This is a genomic window from Actinoplanes sp. NPDC049265 (assembly GCF_043197135.1).
Classification (GTDB): Bacteria; Actinomycetota; Actinomycetes; order Mycobacteriales; family Micromonosporaceae; genus Actinoplanes.
The window spans coordinates 269678-287156 of the sequence record NZ_JBICSP010000003.1; the positions used below are offsets into that span (position 1 = coordinate 269678).

Here is a 17479-nt window from a genome sequence, read left to right on the forward strand (position 1 = left end):
GGTAGCTCAGGCACCCGTCGTGGCCAACACACGCGGCGCGGGCCGCTGCGCCGGCACGAAGACCGGCTCCTCGACCGGCTCGTCGAGCGGCTGCGGCGTACGGGACCGGGCGACGAAACGCGCGGCCAGCACGATCAGGCCGGGCAGCGCCGCCACGAAGGCGAACACGCCGTACACCACCGCGATCGTCAGGCCCTGGGTGGCGCTCATGCCCGCCGCCGCGAACGCCCACGCCGTTACGCCCTCGCGTGGTCCCCAGCCGCCCACGTTCAGCGGCAGCGTCATCGCCAGCAGGGCCAGCAGCATCAGTGGGGCCAGCCGCAGCACCGAGGCGGTCGAACCGGCCGCGCGGGCGGCCACCACGAACGTCGCCAGGTGACCGGCGAGCACCACGCTCGACGCCAGCACCACGCCGGGCCAGTTGCGGCGGGACAGCAGACCGGCGCGGATCTCGAGCAGAGCGGTGCGCGCGCCCCGGGCGATCCGCGAGGTGCCGGCGCGCAGCCGGCGCGTGCCGAGCACGACCGTCGCGGCGGCCGCGATGATGATCGAGGCGGTCGTCGCCGCGGCGGCTCCGTGCCGCTCCAGTTCGTCCAGGACCGGCGAGGGTACGGTGACCAGCACGGTCAGGCCGACGACGAAGAGCACGATCTGGCCCGCCGTACGCTCCAGAACCACCGCCCGCACCCCGCGGCCGACGTCGCCGGTGTCCTTGCCGTGCCGCACCGCGCGGTCCACGTCGCCCAGCACCCCGCCCGGCAGTGCCGCGTTGAGGAAGAGCGCCTTGTAGTAGTCGGCGATCGCCGCCCGCAGCCGCAGCCGCATGCCGATCCCGCGGGCCACCAGGCACCACCGCCAGGCGCTGAACACGGTGGTCGTGACGCCGATCAGGAACGCCACCAGCAGCGTGCCGCCGTCGATCACCCGCAGCCCGTCGAGGAAGGCGGAGGTGCCCAGCTTCCAGACCAGGAGGCCGATGATGGCTGCACCGCCGAGCACGCGAACCCATGCCCAGACCGAACGCGTCACGATTACTGTCCCCTCGGTAGCCCGTCACCCTCCTGTACGCCGGGCCACCGGAGAACGGTTCAAACAAACCTGGCGAGAAGGTCGGCGTGACCGACCCGCGCGGCGAAGCCGTCCGCCTCGCGCTGCTTGAGATATTCGTCGACCCGCAGGTCAGGCCGCTGCTCCACGGCCGCACCGACCCAGCCGCGCAGCCATTCGGCGGCGAGCCCGGTGTCCCGGGTGCTGAGCCGCCACGGCGCCGGCCGCACGGTCACCGAGGCTCCGGCCGCCCGGAAGGCCGCCGCCGCGACGTCGGCGGCGTCCGGGCCGAGCAGCCGCCGCCCGCCGGCCTCACGCCGCTGGTGCTCGTTGAAGGCCACCGCGATGTCGTCGTCGAGCGGATCGGCCGGGTCCAGTGACACCTCACCGGTCACCGACAGCGTGAACAGCGCGGCCGTACCCGCCTCGGCGCAGGCCCGGGCGAGCGCGCCGACCTCTTCCTCGGTGAGCAGGTCGAGCAGCGCCGAACACGTGACGAGATCGGTGCCGGTCAGGTCGGCGCCGGTCAGGCCGGTCACGTCGCCCTGCCGCGTCTCGACGGTGACGCCCTCGGGCAGATGCTCGCGGGCGTGCTCGAGCAGCGCCGGGTCCCGGTCCATCAGCACCCAGTGCTGCCGCCGCCCCAGCCGCGGCGCCAGCCACCGCCCCATCGATCCGGTCCCGCACCCCAGGTCCCGCACCACCAGCTCGCCGTCGAGGGTGGCCCGCAACACGTCCACCAGCCCTCGATCCCGCGCCGCGGCGTCGGCCGGCTCCCGCAGCGTCAGCCAGTCCGCGCTGAAATCCCCGTCACTCATCCCCGTAACACCTCGCTCAATAGTCGGGTCGTCTCGTCCCATCCGCGCAACGTCTCCCGCCGCGCCCGTGCCGCCGCCCGCCACCGCTCCCGCAGTCCCGCGTCGGTCAGCCAGTCCCGCAGCGCCGCCGCCAGCACCCCCGGGTCGCCCGGTGGCACCAGCCGCCCCGGCACCGTGCCGTCCGGCGCCGCCCCCAGCGCTTCCGGCACCCCGCTGACCCGGGTGCCCAGCACCGGGACGGCCCGGGCGAGCGCCTCGGTCACCACCATGCCGTAGGTCTCGGCCCGCGACGGCAGCACCAGCAGATCCGCGCCGGCGTAGGCGGCGTCCAGTGCGGCCCCGCCCAGAGGGCCCGCGAAGACCACCCGCCCGGCCGCCGGTGGCGCGCTGCCGGCGCCGGCGAAGGTGCAGGTCCAGTCCAGGTCGCCGAGGTCGTCGAGCGCGCGCAGGAGCACGTCCTGGCCCTTGCGGTGCGAGATGGCCGCGACGCAGAGCAGGCGCCCGCCGCCCGGGGAGGGCTCGGCCCGGGGAGCGGCGTCGACGCCGGGCGGAGCGACGGAGACCTTGTCCGGCGGCAGCTCGTGCAGGTCGGCCACCCGGGCCGCCGCCTGCTCACTGGTGACCACGACGGCGGCCGCGGCGTGCAGGGCCCGGCGTTCCAGCGGCACGAGATCGGCCGCGGCGTCCGACTCGTCACCCAGCGGAAGGTGGACGAGAATGACCACCCGCAGCCGGGCCGCCGCCGCCTCGATCACACCGGGCACCCCGCAGCCGACCAGCCCGTCGATCACCACATCGGACATGTCCGGAATATCGTCGAGGGCGCGCGCCAGCGCCTCCGCCTCACGCGCCGAAGGCCGCGGCCACGAGCCCGGCACCGCGATCTCCCGCACCCCGGCGAGGCGGTCGCAGACGGCCCGGTCGTAGCGGTTGCCGCCACTGGGCCGGTCCGGATCGTCCACTCCGCCCGGCAGCACGAACCAGAGCTCGCTCATGCCGCTTTGCTCTGAGCACACATGTGCATCACCTGGGCTCGGGGGAGGCGTGCGGCTTTGCTCTGAGCACACATATGCATCACCTGGGCTCCGGGGAGGCGTGCCGGTCAGAGATCGCGCTCGTAAGACGCCCACGCGATGTGCGACTCGTGCAGAGTCACCCGCAGCCCGGTCAGCCCGGACGCGCCCGCCCCGAGCGAGCCCGCCCCGATCGCCGCGGCCAGCCGGTCGGCGATGACCTTGGCCAGATACTCGGTCGACGTGTTGACGCCGGCGAAGCCGGGCTCGTCGTCGAGGTTGCGGTAGCTGAGAGCGCCGCACACCGCGTGCAGCTGCTCGCCGGCCAGGCCGATGTCGACGACGATGTTGTCCGCATCCAGGTCGGGGCGCCGGAACTCGGCGTCGACCACGAACGTGGCGCCGTGCAGCTTCTGCGCCGGGCCGAAGACCTCACCCGAGAAACTGTGCGCGATCATGATGTGGTCGCGGACGGTGACGCTGAACAAACTCTCACTCTCCTTCGTAATGCACCAGGTGACACAGCGTGTGCAGGGAGCCGTCGGCCAGCCGCGGCAGCACGGCCGGCAGCTCGGTGAAGTCGCAGTGCCCCGTGATCAGGGAGTCGAACCGTTCGTCGCGGAGCAGATCAAGGGCGAGGGCAAGGCGTTCGGCGTACGTACGACGCCGGCCCGGCGGGATGCCGCCGACCTGGCTCGCCTTCACGGTGAGCCGGCGGGAGTGGAAGAACTCGCCCAGCGGGACTGTGACCGGACGGTCGCCGTACCAGGACAGCTCGACGACCGTCGCGTCGGGCGCGAGCAGTTCGAGCGAGCGGGTCAGGCCGGCCGACGTGGCGCTGGCGTGGATCACCAGGTCGCAGTCGCCGGCGGCGTCGGCCGGGGTCGCGAAGCCGGCGCCGAGCGCGGTGGCCACGGCGGCCCGGGACTCGTCCACGTCGACCAGCTGCACCCGGGTGCCGGGGAGGCCGGCCAGCACGGCGGCGACCGAGCAGCCGACCATGCCTCCGCCGACGACCGCGATCCGGTCGCCGATCAGCGGCGCCGCGTCCCAGACGGCGTTGACCGCGGTCTCCACCGTCCCGGCGAGCACGGCCCGGGCCGGCGGGACGTCGTCGGGGACCACCGTCACGGCCGACGCCGGCACCACGTACCTCGTCTGATGGGGGTAAAGAGAGAAGACCGTGCGGCCCTCGAGCGCGGCGGGGCCCCGCTCGACCACGCCGACGTTGAGGTAGCCGTACTTGACCGGCGCCGGGAAGTCGCCCTCCTGGAACGGTGCACGCATCAGCGCGTGCTGACTTTCCGGTACGCCGCCCGAGAAGACCAGCGTCTCGGTGCCGCGGCTGACGCCGGAGTGCAGCGTACGCACCAGAACCTGATCTTCCTCGATGTCCGGCAGGGATTGGGTGCGTATCTCACCCCGGCCCGGGGAAGTCATCCAGAAGGCGGACGCGCTACCCGGCATAGAAGAACTCCTAGACAGGCTGAACCGAATCTGGCTCGGCGAGCGTATTCGCCGTTGACAGCGGCAACCATACGCGGCAACTGATCTTGCCACCCGGGAGGCACGGTGACTTCCAGTACCCAGACGGCTACGTCCAGCAGTCGTGGACCGGCGCTCGGCCTTGTTGTGCAGGCCGTTCTGCTGATCGCGCTGGGCGCTTCCGTGGGCCTCTCGACCGGCGGGTTCGTGGCCGGAGCGGCGTACGGCGTCATGCTCTGCGCCCTGCTCGCGCTCGGCCTGCGCCGCGCCGGACTGACCAGGCTCGGCCCGGCCAACCTGGTCACCTTCGCCCGCGCGCTGATGGTCGGCGGGGTGACCGCGCTGGTCGTGACCTCGTTCACCCGGCCGGTGCACATGGCCGCCCTGGTCACCCTGGTCGGCGTGGCGCTCGCGCTGGACGGCGTCGACGGTCAGGTGGCCCGGCGTACGGGCAACACGACAGCGCTCGGCGCCCGCTTCGACATGGAGATCGACGCGTTCCTGATCCTCGTGCTCAGTGTCTTCGTGGGCGGGAACTTCGGCTGGTGGACGGTGGCGATCGGCGCGTTCCGCTACGTGTTCGTGGCCGCTTCCTGGGTGGCGCCGTGGCTGACCGCGCCGCTGTCGCCGAAGTTCTCCCGCAAGACGGTGGCCGCCACCCAGGGCGTGGTGCTGGTCGTGGCGACCGCGCACATCCTGCCGTACGCCGTCGCGTTCGCCGGGCTGGCCGTCGCGCTGATCTCGCTGACCTGGTCGTTCGGCCGGGACACGGCCTGGCTGTGGCGCACCGAGCAGCTGCGCCGGGCCGCCGCCGCCCGCACCGATCTGCCGATCGTCCGGCACCGCCGCCGCGTCCTGCACACCCCGGCCGCAGTCGGCTGAAAGTCGTAGTCGGGGTCGCCTACGTCCCGCCCACGGACCGATGCGCGGGCGTGACCCGGACCGACATGCTTCGGCCCATGACCTCCGCACCTCACCAGGCTGAGCCACTGGACCAGACGGCACCGCTGGCCCACGCCGACGTCATCGTCCTGGACTACCTCGCCGCGCTCTGGGCGGAGAGCGAGGACCTGTCGCCGGATCTTCGTGACGAGCTGATGACCATGGTGGCCGACTACATCGCGATGCGGCGTACGTCGGTCTCCGACCCACTGTCCGACCCGCAGCAGATCGTCGGACGCCTCGGCCCGCCGGAGGCGCTGGTCGGCACCGTCCGCCGCGGCCGGATGCCGGCTCACCTGCGCCTGCCCATGCACCAGGCCGGCGTGGTGCCGGCCTACCGCCCGGCACCGCCCCCGCCCGACCCGATCCCGGTCCCGGACCGCACCGCGGCCGACGGCGCGGCGATCGGGCTGCTGATGGGCGGCGGCTTCGTCCTTCCGGTGGTGGCGCCGGTGGCCGGCATGGTGATCGCGTCGGTGTCGCAGCGCTGGACGGTGGCGCAGAAGATGGCCGCGTGGACGCTGGTGCTGGGCTCGACGCTGGCCGCCTTCATCCTGGCGCTGGTGACCATGGCCGCCTCGAACGCGGAGGGGCTGGCGCTGTTCGTCGCCTACTCGACCATGGTGACCGGCTCGATGATCGCCGGCATCACGCTGATTCCGGGCCTGAGCCGCAAGACGCGCTGAGCCCCACGATCACAGTGGTAGGCCGGGGCGGTGTCGGGGACCCGAATACCGCCCGGGCCTACCACTGATTTGCTCGGCCGGGGTTTGTCAGCGCCAGGTCATGTCGACCTGGTGCTCGACGGTGCGGTAGCCGGCCCGGGCGAACGCCGCCGCCATCGGAGTGTTGCCGACGTCGGTGTTGGCCCGGATCCGCTGGGCGCCCTCGGCGGCGAGCCGGCGTGTGCCCGCGGCCAGCACGTCGTCGACGTAGCCGTGGCCGCGGTGGGCCGGGACCACACCGATGTAGGCGATCACCGAGTTGTAACCGTTGTGCGCGGGGATGACGAAACCGACCGGCTCGCCGCCGGGCAGCGTCGCGATCCGCCACCAGTCGTGCGGGCTCTCGTAGCGTTCCAGCTCGTCGCGGTACTGGGCGCGGGCGGCCTCGGCGGCGGTCGTCCGGGTCAGGCCGGCCCGGCTGTGCGCGTCGAGCGTGCCGTTCAGGACCAGCGTCATCAGGTCGATCAGCTCGTCCGGGCCGCGCATCGGCCGGAAGAGCAGCCGCCCGCTGTCGCCGGGGACCGGGTCGCCGGCGCGCCATTCCAGGCGGAGGCGCTCGACGAAGACCTCGGCCCCGGCGCGTACGAGCGTGTCCATCCAGGCGCGGGGCCCGGTGCGCCAATCCGTTGGTACGAAACGCAGGTATTCCGGTGGCCTCGCGCCGGCCGGTGTCACCGCCGGGATGGCCGCCGCCAGCAGTTCCACGGCGTCGCCGGGGTCGCCGGCCACGTCGAAGACGTCCATCAGCAGCGGGTGCGGGTCGCCCGGGCGGGACCACCAGCCGGCTCGGGCCACCACACGGTCGCCGCGCAGGGCCAGCCACAGCCACTCGAGACGGCGGCGACCGGCGTCCAGGTCGGTGGCGATCTCCGAGTTCAGGACGTAGGGCAGGCGGTTGAACAGGTCGAGTTCGTCAGGCCCGGTGATCGGGCGCAGAGTCAGTGCAGACACAGTTTCTCCAGACTGAGGAGGGATCGGCGTACACGGCGTAGTCCTCCTTTCTGGATCGGGAACACGGTCCGGCCACCCGTTCTAGCAGAACGGGTGGCCGGACCGGAATCGAATTAGCCCTCCTGCGGCGGGCCCTGCGGCGGACGGTCCTCGCCCCGGGCGGCCCGGGACGCGGCGTCGGCGGCCGTGCTCGCCCAGTTGCGGGCCCGGCCGGCCTGGGTGCCGGCCCACCCGCCGAAGTCGGCCGCTCCGCCGCTGACCCGGCGGGCCAGGTGCACCAGTGGGTCGGGGGAGTTGTTGAACGCCTCGCGGTAGTGCGAGGCGGCCGCCTTGACGTCCTCGGTGACCGAGGCGTTGCCGTCACCGTCCCGGCGCGGGTAGTCGCCACCGAGGATGGCCGTGTACTCGCCGGACTCGACCCAGCGGGCGAGCTCGGCGGCCCGGGCGACCGGGACCGGGTGGCTGGCGTACATCGTCATGCCGATCTTGAGGACGCTGTCCCGAAGGTCGCCGCCGCCGCGGTAATCCTGGGCTTGCTCCAGGAACGCGGCCGTGTCGATCTGGGACAGGTCCCCGCCACCGGCGACCTTCATCAGCAGGCGCGTCGAGGCGCCCGGGTCCTGACCGGCCAGGAGGCCGGCGCGGTCGGCCGAGAGCTCGGCCTTGCGCCACCACTCGTACATGCCGGCGATGATGGCCCGCAGCGCGATCGCGCCGATCGGGATCCAGTTCACGTTCGCGGCCCACTTGGTCAGGATCATCATGATCGTCTTGTAGACCGCGTGGCCGGAGCGTACGTGTCCGATCTCGTGGCCCAGCAGCGCCCGCAGTTCGTCGTCGTCCAGCTTCTCGACCGCGGCCGTGCTGATCACGATGAACGGCTTGTCCATCCCGATCGCCTCGCCGTGGATGACCGGGTCCTGCCCGACGTACAGCTCGGGCAGCTCGGCCACGTCCAGCGTGGTCGCCGCCTCGGTGAAGACCTGGTACACCCGTGGGTACTGCCGATGGTCGACGCGGATGGCATTGGCCAGGTACGACAGGCGGAACGCCCGCTCGTTCCACATCCCGAAGAACGCCTTAACGACGTCGTCGAAACCGCGCAGCTCCCGCAGGGCGGTCAGCGCGCCGCGGTCGGCCGGGTGCTCCCAGGCACGCGAGCTGATGCCGGTCAGCGTCACTCGGGGCCGGGCCGGCCGATTGTCATCGTCGATGGTCATCTCTTCCCCTCCGAGATTCGAGTGTGCCGAGCCTGGGGCACGCGGGGGTGGCGGCGCATCGGCTCACAGCCGGACTTCCGGGACGCGTCTCTGCGACTTTTGGCGGACCGGTGCCGGTCAGCGGGGCGGCGCTGACCGGCACCGGCGCCGGTCCTAGAAGTCGAACTCACCGTCCTTGGCGCCGCCGACGAACGCGGCCCACTCGGCCGGCGTGAAGATCAGCGCGGGGCCGGCCGGGTCCTTCGAGTCGCGCACGGCGACGACGTCGTCGAGCCGCGCCACCTCGACGCACTCCCCGTCCCCGGTACTGCGGTTGCTCTTGAACCATTTCGCGTTGGCAAGATCCATCGGAAAGTCCTCCACTACGCGGCCTCGGCCGCTTCTCTGATCATTCGTTGGGTTGTGTTGACGCTCGAAGCCAGCGCCATGAGCCGTAGATAGTTGTCCCGATAGAAGCGAAGTTCGGCTGCGCTCTCCAGGAACAGACCGCCGCTGGCGTTCTCGGTGTAGACCATCGGGGCATCCGGCTCGGGGAATTCCATAATCGTGAATTTGCCGCTCATGCCCATGTGCGCACCTGCGGTGAACGGGATCACCTGAATGCGCACATTCGCGATCTGAGTCGCGGCGAGCAGATGATCAAGCTGCTCGCGGTGGACGTGGGGAGTTCCGACGCGGCGGCGGATCACGGCTTCGTCCAGAATCACCCGTAAACGCACGGGCCGCTCGCGGCTCAAAACTTCACGACGGTGCGTTCTGATCTCGAGACGCCGTTCGACCTCGTCGTCCGACGTTTGGGGTTGCGAAGCCCGGATCAATGCCTCGGTGTACGCCGCGGTCTGAAGCAGACCGGGCACCAAGGCCGCCTCGTACGTCGAGAGCCGTATGGCGTCACGTTCGAAACTGATGAAGTGCTGGTAGTGCCCTGGCAGATTGTCTCCGAATTCCCGCAACCACTGAAGGTCGCTGGAATGGCGCAGAAGGCTGAGTAGATCGGCTTGTTTGTCCTCCTCGACTCCGTAGTAGGTGAGCAGGTGGATGAGCGTGCGACGCTGGGGCCGCGTCCGCGCCTTCTCCATCTTGAAAATGGTGCCGGTGCTGATCCCGGTGTCCTCGCTGACCTTCTCGCGAGGGATCTCCCCACGAAGAATCCGCAACTCACTGGCCAGCCGGCGCCGGCCGATCGTTGACGGCTGCTTACGCGTGGTGGACATCGACACCTTCCTCTCGCTGCCTTCTAGTGTGCCAGTGACTACTAGTCACTGCGCAAGTGGCATCGCGAAGAGGTCAGTCGTAAGAGTGCCATTGACCGCCCAGGCTCTAGATTGGGCCGATGGCGAGCATGGAAACCGCTGACAAGCTTCTCCGTACGCGCACGGTCAGCGCGCAGAGCCTGCTGGAGGGCCGGGTCGACCTGTCGCAGTACCCGTTCCAGTTGCTGGCGGTGCTGTCCTCGCGCGGCATGGGCGGCGGCGAGCGCCTGTCTCAGCTGATGGTGGCCACCGAGCACCTGATGAACTTCGGCTGGGACCTGGTCAACGTGACCAACATCGGCGGCGAGACGTCCTACCCGACGGCGGTCATGAAGCGTCGCCCACCGCTCTGAGCGACGACGTGTGCCGCAGGATCTCGCCGAGCACCTGCGGCCAGACGGCTCGGGGCGGATATTCGTGGCCCATGCCGTCGAGCACGATCACCCGCGCGCCGGCCGGCGCCGGGCCGGGCACCTCGAGGTTGCCGCGCAGGACGAGAGTCGGTGCGTTCAGAGGACCGGCGGGCGGACCGGCGTCGGCGAACACCAGCCGGTGGTTGATCCGGGTGGACATCATGTCGATGCTGCGGTCGAAGACGGTCTGGGCCAGCCGGCGCAGCCGCGGCTCGTCCGGCTGGAACGGACCGGCCCGCTCCCGCACCTCGGCCACGATCCGGTCGACGGCCGCCCACCGGTCACCCCAGTCGGCGTCCGGCCACGGGGCGAAGGCCGCCGGGCAGATCAGGGTCAGCGACCGCACGCGGTCCGGTGCGGTCGCGGCCAGATGCGCGGCGAGCAGCCCGCCGAGGCCGAAGGCGACCAGATGCGCGGCCGGTTCGTCGAGCGCGTCGAGCAGGGCGAGCCCGTCGTGGGCGAGGTCGGGCCAGTCGTAGGGCGGGGCGCCGGCCGGGAACGACGTGGAGCGGCCGGTGTCGCGGTGGTCGTACCGGATCACCCGGCGCGACCCGGCCGCGAGCCGCCGGCAGAACTCGTCGTCCCACCAGTCCATCGCCGCGGCCGCGCCGGCGATCAGCAGCACCGGCGGGTCGGGCCGGGCGCCGAACGTCTGCACGCACAGGTCGACCCCGCCCGCCGGCACCATCGTCACGTCCGCCATGCCCGCATTCTGGGCCAAGATCCTGACAGCTTGATGGGAAGCCAACCACCGGCCCGGAACGCGACGCCGGCGGGTCAGTCGTCGGCCTGGGCGCGCACACTCCCGGCGGCCGGGCCGACCCGTGCGATTCGCAGCGAGATCGCGGTCAGGGCGAGGGCCAGAGCGAAGAGCGTCAGATGTACGACCGGATTGTCGATCGGCATCATCGCGATGACCGCGACCGGGATCTGAACGACGGCGATCAGACCGGCCAGCAGCCATTTGTTCCCGCGGCTCCACAGCACGACGGTCCACACCGGTGCCGTGACGACGATCAGGGTGAGGCCGTCGAGGACGGCGTGCAGGGCCGGGCTGTGCACCTCGTTGTGCGCGAAGGCCTGTGCGGGCGCGGCCACCCAGAGGGCCGCGAGGATGAGGGGGACGACGACAGCGGCACGACGCATGGGATCCTCCGAGCGTGACTACCCCGTTGCACTGTGTATCGACGGTACGGACGATTTGTGATGCTCGTCAATGCTTCTCCGGCTTGCTCGGTATGCCATCAATGCCGCTGCTATGGGCCGGATCGTGATCTGCTTCCCTCTCTACGGAGAGTGATCTTTGTCCCGAGCGGAATTTGGCGCTTTGTCACGCCGGGTTACGTCGGCTAGGGTCGCGCAGTGCGTATCGGCGAGGTCGCGATGGCGGCGGCGATTACTATGAGTGTGGCAGGGTTAGCTTACGTTGCGTATAACCCGGGCGTGCTGACCGACCGCGCGTCGACGGTTGCCGATCAGGCCACGTGCCGCGCGGTCGACCAGGCCATCGTGGCCTACGGGTCGCTGCACGCCGACCCGCCGCGCACCATCGACGACGTCCGGCCGTACGTCCGCGGCGACATCTCCCGTTACCGCATCGCCGGCGGCGTGGCGGCGGGACCCGGCTGCTCCTGAGGCGGGTTTCAGCGCCCGGCCGCTCTCCGGCCGCGCTGGGCTGCTTTTCTGACCGCGCTGGGCTGCTTTCTGACCGCGCTGGGCTGCTTTCTGACCGCGCTGGGCTGCTTTTCTGACCGCGCTGGGCTGTGTTTTGGCCGGGCCGGCTGTGTTTTGGCCGGGCGCCGGGTCAGGGGATGAGCATCCCGCCCAGCAGGGCCTGCCAGAGGAAGGCGTTGACCACGCCGTCGACGACGATCGTGGGCTCGCCGGCCCGCAGGGCGTGCTGGAACGCGCGGACCGCGCCGTCGGTGATCGGGCCGAAGTGGCCGTCGACCCGCGGCGCCCACGACGGGTTGCCGGACGCGTTGCGGACCTGGAACTCCTCCTGGATCGCCCGCACCGCCTCGCCCCGGTCGCCGCGCCGGCGGGTGGTGATCAGGGCCCGCCAGGTGACCGGGCCGACGACGCCGTCCTCGGCCAGGTTGCGCTGATGCTGCAGGGCGCGCACCGCCGCGTCCGTGCGCGGCCCGAACTCGCCGTCCACCAGGACCACCCGCCCCTGCTCGCGCAGCAGGTACTGCAGGGTCGGAACGGGGTGCGCCTTGTCGCCGCGGTGTACCACCGGCCAGGGCTGCAACATGTCGATCGCTCCTCTCCAGGACCGTCCGTCGGGGCCATCCTGTCGCCTACCCGACACGAATGGAAACTCTCAGTCAGGTGACCGACACTCTGCGCGCTGGTAACGCCCGATGGATGTATGTCGCCCGGTCCTCCTCGATCAGACAGAAACGTCAACCGAACGGTTCTTACAGTCCGGGTAGTCGGGGACGATCCTTTCTGGACATGATCCCGCTGAAGAAGGCCATCGGCGGCCTGGCCGCGGCGGTGGCGCTGAGCCTGAGCGGTGCCGGCCTGTCCGCCTGCGGCAGCCCGTCCGACGGGGACAGTCGAGCCGTCCGCGCCCTGGACGAGGTGACCACCCCGGCCCCGGCCGCGACGACCAGCCCCACACCGCCGGCGCCCACCGCCACGCCGGAGCCCACGCCCACCGCGACGCCGCCGGCCCGCCCCAAGCCCAAACCAAAGCCCAAGCCGGCCACGACCAAGAAGCCCAAGCCCAAGAAGACGCCGAAGCAGGCGGTCTACTACAAGAACTGCGACGCCGTCCGGGACGCCGACGCGGCCCCGATCCACGAGGGTGACCCCGGCTACAGCCGCAAACTCGACCGTGACGGCGACGGGATCGGCTGCGAGGACTGAGCCGGGCCCGGACCATGCCGGCGGGTGCCCGGGGTGGGGCGGTGCGTCACGGCTCGGCCGGGGCCGTGACGAGACGCTCGATGGCGTCGGCGGCCCGGACGGCTCCACCGGCCGCGCGGAACCGCTCGGCCATCGCGGCCAGGTTCCGGCCGGTGGTCTCGTCGCGCTCCAGTTCGGTCACGGCGCGGCGCAGGGCCGACGGGTCCGGCTCGGTCAGGGTGACACCGAGACCCAGTTCGTGGAGGCGGCGCGCGTTGGCCCGCTGCTCGGGCATCTGCGGCACGGCGACCGTGGGTACCTGGTTGAGCACGGCCTCCATGGTGGAGTTCATGCCGGCGTGGGTGACGAACACGGCAGCGTGCTTCAGCACTTCCAGCTGCGGGAAGTAGGGGCGGACCTCGATGTTGGCGGGTACGGCGCCGAGGTCGACGTGGTCGCCGACGGCCATCGCCACCTGCCACGCGGTGCCGGCGAAAGCCTCGACGCAGGTGCGGAAGAACTCCGGGTTCCGGTTCATCAGGGTGCCGAGGGAGACGAAGAGCAGGCGGGTGCCGGGGGCGGGGGGCTCCCAGTCGGCGGCGTCGACGCGCTGGTGCTCGGACGGTCCGACGAAGACGTGGCGGTCGTCGAAGGTGTCGCCCGCGTACTGGAACTCTTTCGGCACGAAGACGACGTCCAGTTCGCCGGGGCTACGCGTGAGGACGGTGCCGAGGGTCCGGGTGACGCCGAACGTCGCGGTGTAGGCGCGGACCCGTTCGTCGGCGGCGGCCATCGATTCCGCCAGCCGGCCGGGGTCGGGCACGAACTCCTGCAGCGGCGTGTAGTGCTCGTTGGCCGCGAAGGTCGGGCGCAGCTGCACGCCGGGGACCTTCTCGAGGTCGGCCAGCATGGCCCCGGCCAGGGAGTTGGTGTCGTAACAGACGGCGGCGGGCGGGTCGGCGGCGAAGGCCTCGCGCAGCACCGGCAGTTCGCGGTCGGTGTGGGCCAGCAGCAGGTCGGCGATCATCGCGACCACGTCGGTGGTGGTGTCGCGCAGGGCACTCTGGCCGGACCGGCCGCCGTGCCGGAACTCGGCCGCCGGCAACACCAGACAGGTGGCCCCGGCCCGCCGGACCGCCTCGGCGAACGGCGCGCCGACCGCGTAGGTGACGCGGTGCCCGCGGCCGACCAGCTCGGCCACCACCGGGAGTACGGGATTGACGTGCCCGGCCCCGTCCCGGCCGACGAACGCGAAATGCAACCTGACCCCTTCCGGTGCCGTGTGTCGAGAACTCTCGCCGGGCGCGTGATGGGGGTAAACCGTACCCGCCGGTAAGGGGGGTGGAAGGGCAACTTCCGGGGGTACGGGTTGTTTCCGAGCGACCATTTACGCACGTGGAGCGAAGCGACCTCGGCGGGAGCGACGGTCTGTACCACCCACCGAGCTACGACATGCGGCTCTTGAAGTTGATCTTCGGAGCGCTTCTATACCATCGGTGGGTAGCCGAAACGAGCACGGAGAGCGGGAGTATGAGCGCGGAGACACTGGAGTTTCAGGCCGAGGCGCGGCAGTTGCTGCAGTTGATGGTCCACTCGATCTATTCGAACAAGGACATCTTCCTGCGGGAACTCATCTCGAACGCGTCGGACGCACTGGACAAACTGCGCCTGGCGACGTTGCGGGACGGCGTCGAGGCCGACACGTCGGATCTGCACATCCGGATCACGGTGGACTCCGAGGCGCGCACCCTGACCGTGACCGACAACGGGATCGGCATGTCGCGCGACGAGGTCGTCACGCTGATCGGCACGATCGCCAAGTCGGGCACGGCCGAGATGTTGCGGCAGCTCAAGGAGTCCGGTGACGCCAAGGAGCTGATCGGGCAGTTCGGAGTCGGGTTCTACTCGACGTTCATGGTCGCCGACCGCGTGACGCTTCTCACGCGCAAGGCCGGCACCGACACCGGGACGCGGTGGGAATCGGCGGGCGAGGGGTCGTACACGATCGAGGAGGTCACCGACGCGCCGGTCGGGACCGCGGTGACCGTGCACCTGCGGCCGGCCGACGAGGAGGACGCGCTCTTCGACTACGCCGACGAGTGGAAGATCAAGGGGATCGTCAAGAAGTACTCCGACTTCATCGCGTTCCCGATCCGCCTCAACGACGGCCCCGACGCCATCAACTCGATGAAGGCGCTCTGGGCGCGGCCCCGCTCGGACGTCAAGGACGAGGAATACCACGAGTTCTACCGGCACATCAGCCACGACTGGACCGACCCGCTGGAGATCGTCAACCTCAAGGCGGAGGGCACGTTCGAGTACGAGGCTCTGCTGTTCATCCCGTCCCGGGCCCCGCACGACCTGTTCCAGCGGGACGGCCAGCGCGGCCTGCACCTGTACGTGAAGCGCGTCTTCATCATGGACGACAGCCGTGAGCTGCTTCCCGACTACCTGCGCTTCGTCAAGGGCGTGGTGGACGCGGCCGACCTGTCGCTCAACATCTCCCGTGAGATCCTGCAGCAGGACCGGCACATCCAGCTGATCCGCCGCCGCCTGGTCAAGAAGGTCCTCTCCACGATCAAGGACCTTCAGGGGGCCCAGCCCGAGAAGTACGCGACGCTGTGGCGCGAGTTCGGCCGGGCGATCAAGGAGGGCCTGCTGGCCGAGCCCGACAACCACAAGGCCATCCTCGACATCGCCTCGTTCTCGTCCACTTCCGGCGCCGAACCCACGACTCTGGCCGACTACGTGTCGCGCATGAAGGAGGGTCAGGACGAGATCTACTTCCTGACCGGCGAGTCGCGCTCGCAGGTCGAGAACTCTCCGCACATGGAGGCGTTCCAGGCCCAGGGCTACGAGGTGCTGCTGCTCACCGACCCGGTCGACGAGATCTGGGTCGAGGCGGTCCCGGAATACGACGGCAAGAAGTTCCAGTCCATCGCCCGCGGCAACGTCGATCTGCCCGACGCTGACAAAACGGACGAAGAGGCTCCGGAGTTCGACCCGCTGCTCGGCTTCCTCAAGGGCGCGCTCGAGGAGCAGGTCAAGGAGGTGCGGCTGTCGCACCGCCTGACCACGTCGCCGGCCTGCCTGGTCAGCGACGCTGACGACATCACGCCCACGCTGGAGAAGATGTACCGCGCGATGGGCCAGGAGGTGCCGCACGTCAAGCGCATCCTCGAGCTCAACCCGTCCCACCCGCTGGTCGCCGGCCTGCGTACCGCCCACGAGTCCCGGCCCGGCGACGCCGCGCTGACCGAGACGGCCGAGCTGCTCTACGGCACCGCCCTGCTGGCCGAGGGGGGCGACCTGGACGACCCGGCCCGCTTCGCCAAGCTGCTGGCCGAGCACCTCACGAAAACCCTTTAGAAGACCGATGTCGTAGCTCGGTGGGTGGTGCGGACCGTCGCTCCCGCCGAGGTCGCTTCGCTCCACCTGCGTAATTGGTCGCGCGCTCAACCCCAGTGGTAGCTCAGGGCGGTATCCGGGACCCGGATACCGCCCTGACCTGCCACTGGGGTTGAGCGTGGTGGGTCAGGCGCGGGAGTCGCGGAGTTCGGCCAGGAGGCCGTCGCGGTCGGCCAGGACCTGACCCAGGATGCGGCGGCCGGCGGCCAGCAGGTCGGCGACGGCCGGGGTGCTCAGGGCGTACATCACCGAGCCGCCGGAACGGAACGAGACCACGACACTGGCCCGGCGCAGGACCGCCAGCTGCTGGGACAGGTTGGACGGCTCGACGTCGATCTCGGCCAGCAGGTCGCGTACCGGTCGCGGGCCGGCCTGAAGCAGCTCGAGCACCCGGATCCGCACCGGATGGCCGAGGACGCGGAACATCTCCGCCTTCGCCTGATACAGCGGCACCGACACGCGCCCACCCTGGCCTGCTCCGCCCGCACCCGCAACCGAAAGCACCCGTTCGGGAATTTCGAACTGTTGAGTTGCAGAACTCTTCAACTCCGCGTCCGACACACGCCATCCTCGCCGCGTGTCGCGCGCGGCTGTCGCACACCGGGTCCGATCCACCGGGGCCGATCTCGCTGATGCTTCCGGGCGTCGCCGGATCCAGCGAGAGGAACATCCCGATGGCAGCAGTGGAAGTGGCACTCAAGGAAGCCCTGCAGATCGCCGGCGCCACCGCCGCGGCCGTGGTCGACCACACCAGCGGCATGGCGCTGGCCACGGCCGGCGGCACCCGCGACTTCGACGTGGCGGTCGCCGCGGCCGCCAACACCGACCTCCTGCGGGCCAAGCTGCGCGCCAAGGAGATGCTCGGCCTCAGCGACGGCATCGAGGACATCCTGGTCACCCTGGACACGCAGTACCACCTGATCCGCCCGGTCACCGGCCGCACCGGCCGCGGCCTGTTCATCTATCTGGTACTGAACAAGCAGACCGCCAACCTGGCCATGGCCCGTCACCGGCTGCGCCTGATCGAGCAGGCGATGGAGTTGTGACTACACCCGGCGCGGGGCCGCGTCCCGCGCCTCCGGTGTGGCGGGCCGGGGCGCGGTCTCGCGGTTGGTGGAAGCCCGGAAACCGGTGGCCTTGTGGGTGCCGTCGCAGAACGGCTTGATCGCCGAGCGGCCGCAGCGGCACAGGGCGATCGTCGGGCGGCCCGGCTCGATGACCGTGCCGTCCGGGGTCTGCAGGGTGAAGTCACCACGGACGATCAGCGGGCCGTCCTCGTACGGGATGATCGTTGAGCTCATGGCGGCTGGATTGCCGCGATCACGGCCTTGAAACGTACGTTTACCTC

22 protein-coding genes are annotated in these 17479 nt (G+C 70.7%); 7 read left to right on the forward strand and 15 right to left on the reverse strand.

The genetic code is table 11. The features are described from left to right. Positions 1 to 6: 6 nt before the first annotated feature. The 5 genes from ACGFIO_RS11090 to ACGFIO_RS11110 all read right to left on the reverse strand — a co-directional run bounded on the left by ACGFIO_RS11090 (position 7) and on the right by ACGFIO_RS11110 (position 4345). Complete coding sequence (locus ACGFIO_RS11090) at positions 7 to 1029, reverse strand: lysylphosphatidylglycerol synthase transmembrane domain-containing protein (protein ID WP_392824987.1); 1023 nt, start codon at positions 1027 to 1029, stop codon at positions 7 to 9. Positions 1030 to 1088: 59 nt separating this feature from the next. After that, complete coding sequence (locus ACGFIO_RS11095) at positions 1089 to 1865, reverse strand: class I SAM-dependent methyltransferase (protein ID WP_392824990.1); 777 nt, start codon at positions 1863 to 1865, stop codon at positions 1089 to 1091. Beyond that, positions 1862 to 2860, reverse strand: coding sequence for a glycosyltransferase family 4 protein (locus ACGFIO_RS11100; RefSeq protein ID WP_392824993.1), 999 nt, complete (start codon positions 2858 to 2860; stop codon positions 1862 to 1864). The genes ACGFIO_RS11095 and ACGFIO_RS11100 overlap by 4 nt, the downstream gene beginning before the upstream one ends. Before the next feature lie 107 nt (positions 2861 to 2967). Then, positions 2968 to 3366, reverse strand: coding sequence for a 6-pyruvoyl tetrahydropterin synthase family protein (locus tag ACGFIO_RS11105; RefSeq protein WP_392824995.1), 399 nt, complete (start codon positions 3364 to 3366; stop codon positions 2968 to 2970). Between the two features lie 4 nt (positions 3367 to 3370). Next, positions 3371 to 4345 carry a zinc-binding alcohol dehydrogenase gene (locus ACGFIO_RS11110; protein WP_392824998.1) on the reverse strand — a complete coding sequence of 325 codons (975 nt, stop codon included), beginning with the start codon at positions 4343 to 4345 and terminating at the stop codon, positions 3371 to 3373. Positions 4346 to 4450: 105 nt separating this feature from the next. On the opposite strand from ACGFIO_RS11110, the gene ACGFIO_RS11115 reads away from it, so the two are divergent. Then, entirely contained in the window at positions 4451 to 5245 is a 795-nt protein-coding gene (locus ACGFIO_RS11115) for a CDP-alcohol phosphatidyltransferase family protein (RefSeq protein ID WP_392825001.1), read from the forward strand. 77 nt (positions 5246 to 5322) lie between these two features. Further along, positions 5323 to 5991, forward strand: coding sequence for a hypothetical protein (locus ACGFIO_RS11120; RefSeq protein WP_392825004.1), 669 nt, complete (start codon positions 5323 to 5325; stop codon positions 5989 to 5991). An 87-nt stretch (positions 5992 to 6078) separates the two neighbouring features. On the opposite strand, the gene ACGFIO_RS11125 is transcribed toward ACGFIO_RS11120, so the two are convergent. The 4 genes from ACGFIO_RS11125 to ACGFIO_RS11140 all read right to left on the reverse strand — a co-directional run bounded on the left by ACGFIO_RS11125 (position 6079) and on the right by ACGFIO_RS11140 (position 9415). Beyond that, complete coding sequence (locus ACGFIO_RS11125; protein ID WP_392825007.1) at positions 6079 to 6981, reverse strand: GNAT family N-acetyltransferase; 903 nt, start codon at positions 6979 to 6981, stop codon at positions 6079 to 6081. Between the two features lie 113 nt (positions 6982 to 7094). Continuing rightward, the gene (locus tag ACGFIO_RS11130) at positions 7095 to 8201 is read right to left on the reverse strand and encodes a M48 family metallopeptidase (protein ID WP_392825010.1); all 1107 of its coding nucleotides are present in this window, start codon (positions 8199 to 8201) and stop codon (positions 7095 to 7097) included. A 153-nt stretch (positions 8202 to 8354) separates the two neighbouring features. Beyond that, entirely contained in the window at positions 8355 to 8549 is a 195-nt protein-coding gene (locus ACGFIO_RS11135; RefSeq protein WP_392825013.1) for a DUF397 domain-containing protein, read from the reverse strand. Positions 8550 to 8563: 14 nt separating this feature from the next. Further along, a complete protein-coding gene (locus ACGFIO_RS11140) occupies positions 8564 to 9415 on the reverse strand; it encodes a Scr1 family TA system antitoxin-like transcriptional regulator (RefSeq protein ID WP_392825016.1) in 852 nt (283 codons plus the stop codon). Positions 9416 to 9534: 119 nt separating this feature from the next. On the opposite strand from ACGFIO_RS11140, the gene ACGFIO_RS11145 reads away from it, so the two are divergent. Then, positions 9535 to 9807, forward strand: coding sequence for a transcriptional regulator (locus ACGFIO_RS11145; RefSeq protein WP_392825019.1), 273 nt, complete (start codon positions 9535 to 9537; stop codon positions 9805 to 9807). Here ACGFIO_RS11145 and ACGFIO_RS11150 read toward each other — a convergent pair. After that, positions 9782 to 10570, reverse strand: a complete 789-nt coding sequence (locus tag ACGFIO_RS11150) for an alpha/beta fold hydrolase (RefSeq protein ID WP_392825022.1) — start codon at positions 10568 to 10570, stop codon at positions 9782 to 9784. The genes ACGFIO_RS11145 and ACGFIO_RS11150 overlap by 26 nt on opposite strands. 74 nt (positions 10571 to 10644) lie before the next feature. Then, complete coding sequence (locus ACGFIO_RS11155; protein WP_392825025.1) at positions 10645 to 11013, reverse strand: hypothetical protein; 369 nt, start codon at positions 11011 to 11013, stop codon at positions 10645 to 10647. A gap of 297 nt (positions 11014 to 11310) precedes the next feature. Between ACGFIO_RS11155 and ACGFIO_RS11160 the strand changes: the two genes are divergently transcribed. Next, positions 11311 to 11502 carry a hypothetical protein gene (locus ACGFIO_RS11160; protein WP_392825027.1) on the forward strand — a complete coding sequence of 64 codons (192 nt, stop codon included), beginning with the start codon at positions 11311 to 11313 and terminating at the stop codon, positions 11500 to 11502. A gap of 169 nt (positions 11503 to 11671) precedes the next feature. Here the strand turns inward: ACGFIO_RS11160 and ACGFIO_RS11165 are convergent, their stop codons facing one another. Further along, the gene (locus ACGFIO_RS11165) at positions 11672 to 12124 is read right to left on the reverse strand and encodes a peptidoglycan-binding protein (protein ID WP_392825030.1); all 453 of its coding nucleotides are present in this window, start codon (positions 12122 to 12124) and stop codon (positions 11672 to 11674) included. Positions 12125 to 12327: 203 nt separating this feature from the next. On the opposite strand from ACGFIO_RS11165, the gene ACGFIO_RS11170 reads away from it, so the two are divergent. Then, the gene (locus ACGFIO_RS11170; protein WP_392825033.1) at positions 12328 to 12744 is read left to right on the forward strand and encodes an excalibur calcium-binding domain-containing protein; all 417 of its coding nucleotides are present in this window, start codon (positions 12328 to 12330) and stop codon (positions 12742 to 12744) included. A 46-nt stretch (positions 12745 to 12790) separates the two neighbouring features. Here ACGFIO_RS11170 and ACGFIO_RS11175 read toward each other — a convergent pair whose 3' ends face one another. Beyond that, entirely contained in the window at positions 12791 to 13984 is a 1194-nt protein-coding gene (locus ACGFIO_RS11175) for a macrolide family glycosyltransferase (RefSeq protein WP_392825036.1), read from the reverse strand. Between the two features lie 269 nt (positions 13985 to 14253). Here ACGFIO_RS11175 and htpG point away from each other — a divergent pair, with 269 nt between their 5' ends. Continuing rightward, positions 14254 to 16092, forward strand: a complete 1839-nt coding sequence (gene htpG / locus ACGFIO_RS11180; protein WP_392825038.1) for a molecular chaperone HtpG — start codon at positions 14254 to 14256, stop codon at positions 16090 to 16092. Between the two features lie 165 nt (positions 16093 to 16257). Here the strand turns inward: htpG and ACGFIO_RS11185 are convergent, their stop codons facing one another. Continuing rightward, a complete protein-coding gene (locus ACGFIO_RS11185; protein ID WP_392825041.1) occupies positions 16258 to 16590 on the reverse strand; it encodes an ArsR/SmtB family transcription factor in 333 nt (110 codons plus the stop codon). Positions 16591 to 16805: 215 nt separating this feature from the next. On the opposite strand from ACGFIO_RS11185, the gene ACGFIO_RS11190 reads away from it, so the two are divergent. Then, entirely contained in the window at positions 16806 to 17177 is a 372-nt protein-coding gene (locus ACGFIO_RS11190) for a hypothetical protein (protein WP_392825043.1), read from the forward strand. Here the strand turns inward: ACGFIO_RS11190 and ACGFIO_RS11195 are convergent, their stop codons facing one another. Next, positions 17178 to 17432: a CDGSH iron-sulfur domain-containing protein gene (locus ACGFIO_RS11195; RefSeq protein ID WP_392825046.1), complete on the reverse strand. Its 255-nt coding sequence runs from the start codon at positions 17430 to 17432 to the stop codon at positions 17178 to 17180. It abuts the gene before it with no gap. Between the last annotated feature and the right edge of the window lie 47 nt (positions 17433 to 17479).